This is a genomic window from Paracraurococcus ruber, from assembly GCF_004353985.1.
In the GTDB taxonomy this organism is placed as follows: domain Bacteria; phylum Pseudomonadota; class Alphaproteobacteria; order Acetobacterales; family Acetobacteraceae; genus Paracraurococcus; species Paracraurococcus ruber.
In genome coordinates this window covers 1-3,213 of sequence record NZ_SMOA01000426.1, presented here as the reverse complement: position 1 = coordinate 3,213, position 3,213 = coordinate 1, and the positions used below count along the sequence as shown (strand labels likewise).

Annotated in this window: 4 protein-coding genes and 1 tRNA gene; 4 read left to right on the top strand and 1 reads right to left on the bottom strand. The window is 74.8% G+C overall.

What is annotated here, in order from left to right; genetic code table 11:
* From E2C05_RS30205 to E2C05_RS30190, 4 genes are all read left to right on the top strand, one after another.
* A partial coding sequence (locus E2C05_RS30205) for a GcrA family cell cycle regulator (protein WP_240046955.1) occupies window positions 1-269 on the top strand: 269 nt, incomplete at its 5' end.
* Between the two features lie 323 nt (window positions 270-592).
* A tRNA-Cys gene (locus E2C05_RS30200) sits at window positions 593-664 on the top strand.
* A 185-nt stretch (window positions 665-849) separates the two neighbouring features.
* Window positions 850-1,722 (top strand): DMT family transporter, encoded by an 873-nt coding sequence (locus E2C05_RS30195; RefSeq protein WP_133223314.1) that lies wholly within the window; start codon window positions 850-852, stop codon window positions 1,720-1,722.
* An 85-nt stretch (window positions 1,723-1,807) separates the two neighbouring features.
* Window positions 1,808-2,464, top strand: coding sequence for a class I SAM-dependent methyltransferase (locus E2C05_RS30190; protein ID WP_408901639.1), 657 nt, complete (start codon window positions 1,808-1,810; stop codon window positions 2,462-2,464).
* A gap of 219 nt (window positions 2,465-2,683) precedes the next feature.
* Here E2C05_RS30190 and E2C05_RS30185 read toward each other — a convergent pair whose 3' ends face one another.
* Window positions 2,684-3,019 (bottom strand): STAS domain-containing protein, encoded by a 336-nt coding sequence (locus E2C05_RS30185; protein ID WP_158292474.1) that lies wholly within the window; start codon window positions 3,017-3,019, stop codon window positions 2,684-2,686.
* Between the last annotated feature and the right edge of the window lie 194 nt (window positions 3,020-3,213).

Sequence of the window (3,213 nt, the reverse complement as noted above, 5' to 3'; positions counted from 1 at the left end):
GCCCGGTGGCCCCGCCGCCGCTGCAGCGCGAAGCCGTCGCCCCGCGCCGCGCCGATCCCCCGGCGCCCCCCGCCGCGCCCTCGCCGGTCGCCGTGGTGCGCCCCTTCCCGCGCGTCTCCACCCGCAGCTGCTGCTGGCCGATCGGCGAGCCGGGCACGCCGGAATTCCGCTTCTGCTCTGCCGAGGCGATGCCGGCCAAGCCCTACTGCACCGAGCACGCCGCCGTCGCCTATGTCCGCGTGCGCGACCGGCGGGAGGATGCGGCCTGACGCTGGCCGGGGCGATCGCGGGGGGCTGCGCGCGGCCCGATGCGTGACGCCGCCTCATCGTCGACGAGCACCAGTGGATCCTGGCGGAGCTTCCGCCATCGAGGGGCGGCGGCGCAGCGGCATCCCTTCATCCCGTCGATGCCGCAGGCGGACGGGCCGTTGCTCCGCCGCCCTGGGCGCGGAGATGACGGCATCGCAGGGGCAGGCGTCCGGGCGCGGGATGGGCGAGGCGATGACGCGTGATCCGCATCGCGTCCGGCGCGCCTCTCCCGACCGCCCCCCGGCTTGCCCCGGCAGCCGGACGCGCTAGGCTGCGCCGGTGCGGTGGGCTGGCGAAGTGGGAACGCTGCGGTCTGCAAAACCGCCATGAGCGGGTTCGACTCCCGCGCCCACCTGACCGCCGGATCGCGTGGCCGATGCGGTTCCCGATGCGCCCCTGCCCGATGCGCCCTTGCCCGCGTCGCCGCGCCGGGGCCGGCACGCCCCCGACGATGCCGGGACCGATGCCGGCAGCCGGTGCCGCCGCGGATGGCCGGCGCATACCTGGCGGAGCCGGGCGCGTGACGGATCGCCCACGGCGATGAACGCGCGCCTCGGCGGCGTCGCGCTGCAGCTCACGGCGCTGGCCGTCTTCGTCTGCATGGACACGATCCTGAAGCTGCTGACCGCGCGCTACGCGGTGCCGCAGCTGATGTGGGCGCGCTTCTTCTTCGGCCTGCTCGCCGTCGCGCTGTTCTTCCGGCTCACCATGGGAAGGCTTCCCTGGCGGTCGCATGCGCCGGGGCTGCAGGCCATCCGCAGCCTGCTGCTGGCCGGCAGCAACATCATGTTCTCGACCGCGCTGGCGCATCTGCCGCTGACCGATGCGACGGCGATCGGCTTCGCCTCCCCGCTCTTCACTGTCGCCCTCGCCGCCGCCTGGCTGCGGGAGAAGGTGGGGCTGCGGCGCTGGATCGGCGTCGGCATCGGCTTCGTCGGCGTGCTGGTGGCGCTGCGGCCGCCCTTCCTGACCGGCGGCGCGCCGATGCACTGGGCCGCCATCCTGCCGCTGGGCACCGCCTTCACCTTCGCCATCTACCAGATCCTGACGCGGAAGCTGGCCACCATCGACGACCCGCGCACCACCATCCTGCATACCGGCCTGGCCGCCACCCTCGCCGCCAGCCTGGCGCAGCCGCTGGTCTGGACGCCGCCGGACCTGCCGGACTGGGGGCTGCTGGCGGCGCTCGGCCTGCTGGGCGGCGCCGGGCATGGGCTGCTGGTGCTGGCCTATGCCCGGGCCCCGGCCAGCCTGCTGGCGCCGATGTCCTACACCCAGTTGATCTGGGCCTCGGTCGCCGGCGTGCTGGTCTTCGCCGACTGGCCGGACGCCACCACGCTGCTGGGCGCCGCGGTCATCGCGCTCGGCGGCGTGCTGGTTGCCCTGCCGGACCGCCGTGCCCCGGCCCGGTGATCGGCCCTTGCCACGGGGGGGCGGGTGGTTTAGCCCCATTCCGTATCTGCTTAACAAAAGGGTCACACCCATTCGCGAGGCGAGGCTGCTCCAGGACGCCAGGCTGGGCCATCCGCGTGCGGCACTCGACACCGAGGCCGTGCGCGACGCGTATCGCCGCTGGGCCGGTGTCTATGATGAGGTGTTCGGCTCCGTCTCCGGCCCCGGCCGGCGGCGGGCCGTCGCGGCGGTGAACGCCCTGCCCGGCACCCGCGTGCTCGAGGTCGGGGTGGGCACCGGCCTTGCCCTGCCGCTCTACGACCCGCGCAAGCGCGTGGTCGGCATCGACCTGTCGCGCGACATGCTGCTGCGGGCGAAGGAACGCGTGGCCGCCCGGCGCCTGCGCAACGTCACCGGCCTGATGGAGATGGACGCGGAGTCCATGGCCTTCGCCGATGGCAGCTTCGACGTGGCGGTGGCGATGTTCACCGCGACCGTCGTGCCGGACGCCAAGCGGCTGTACCGGGAGATGCGGCGGGTGGTCCGCCCCGGCGGGCAACTGCTGTTCGTCAACCATTTCGCGGCCGAAGGCGGGCTGCGCTGGTGGGCGGAGCGCACCCTGGCGCCGCTGTCCCGCGTGCTGGGCTGGCATCCGGACTTCGTCCTGACCGACCTGCTGGAGGATCCGCGGGCGGCGGCCGAGATCCTGCCCTGCCCGCCCTTCGGCCTGTTCACCCTGGTGCGGGTGCCGCAGCCGGCCTGACGCCTGCGCGACGCGAACCCGCGTCGCGTCCCTGCCGGATTGGGCGGGGACCATGGCGCCGGCCCGATGCCGCTACTGATCCGTCGGGCGTCGCGGCAGGACGGATTGCCGCATTGGGCGAACGCCCTGCCGGCGCGGCCGGCCCTGCGATCCCAGCCCTGCGATCAAGGATGCGTGCCCGCGCGGCCCGACGCGGCCGGCCGCCGCGGGCCGGGCGGTTCAGCCGAAGGCCGCGACCGCATCCTTCTCCGCCGCATGCACCTGCAGCAGGCTGTTGAAGCCGGAGCTTTCCAGCACGTCCGCCACCATCGCATTGGCGGCGCAGAGCCGCAGCGCGCCGCCATGCGCCTGCAGCAGCTTGGCGCAGCGCAGCAGGGCGCGCAGGCCGGCGCTGCTGACATACTCCATCGCCGCCAGGTTCAGCACCACCTTGCGGTCGGGGCCCTGGGCGATGGCCGCCAGGCGGTCGCCGCCTTCGCCCGCGCTGCGGGAGTCCAGCCGACCGGCGATGTCCACGACCAGCACGTCGTACACCTTGCGCGTCTCGATCTGCATCGCCGGCCTCGCCGCCCTGGGGGTCGCGCGAAGCCTACCGATCCGTTTCGTGCCGCGTCAAACTCAGGGCGCGGTCGCGGGGCGCGGCCCGGCCCCGGCGCGTGCCGGCCCGGCGCGCTGGCAGGCCAGCCGCGGCCGCGGCGCCTTCGGCCCGACCCGCAGCACCGGCCGGGATCCGGCCGCGCAGAGCCCGC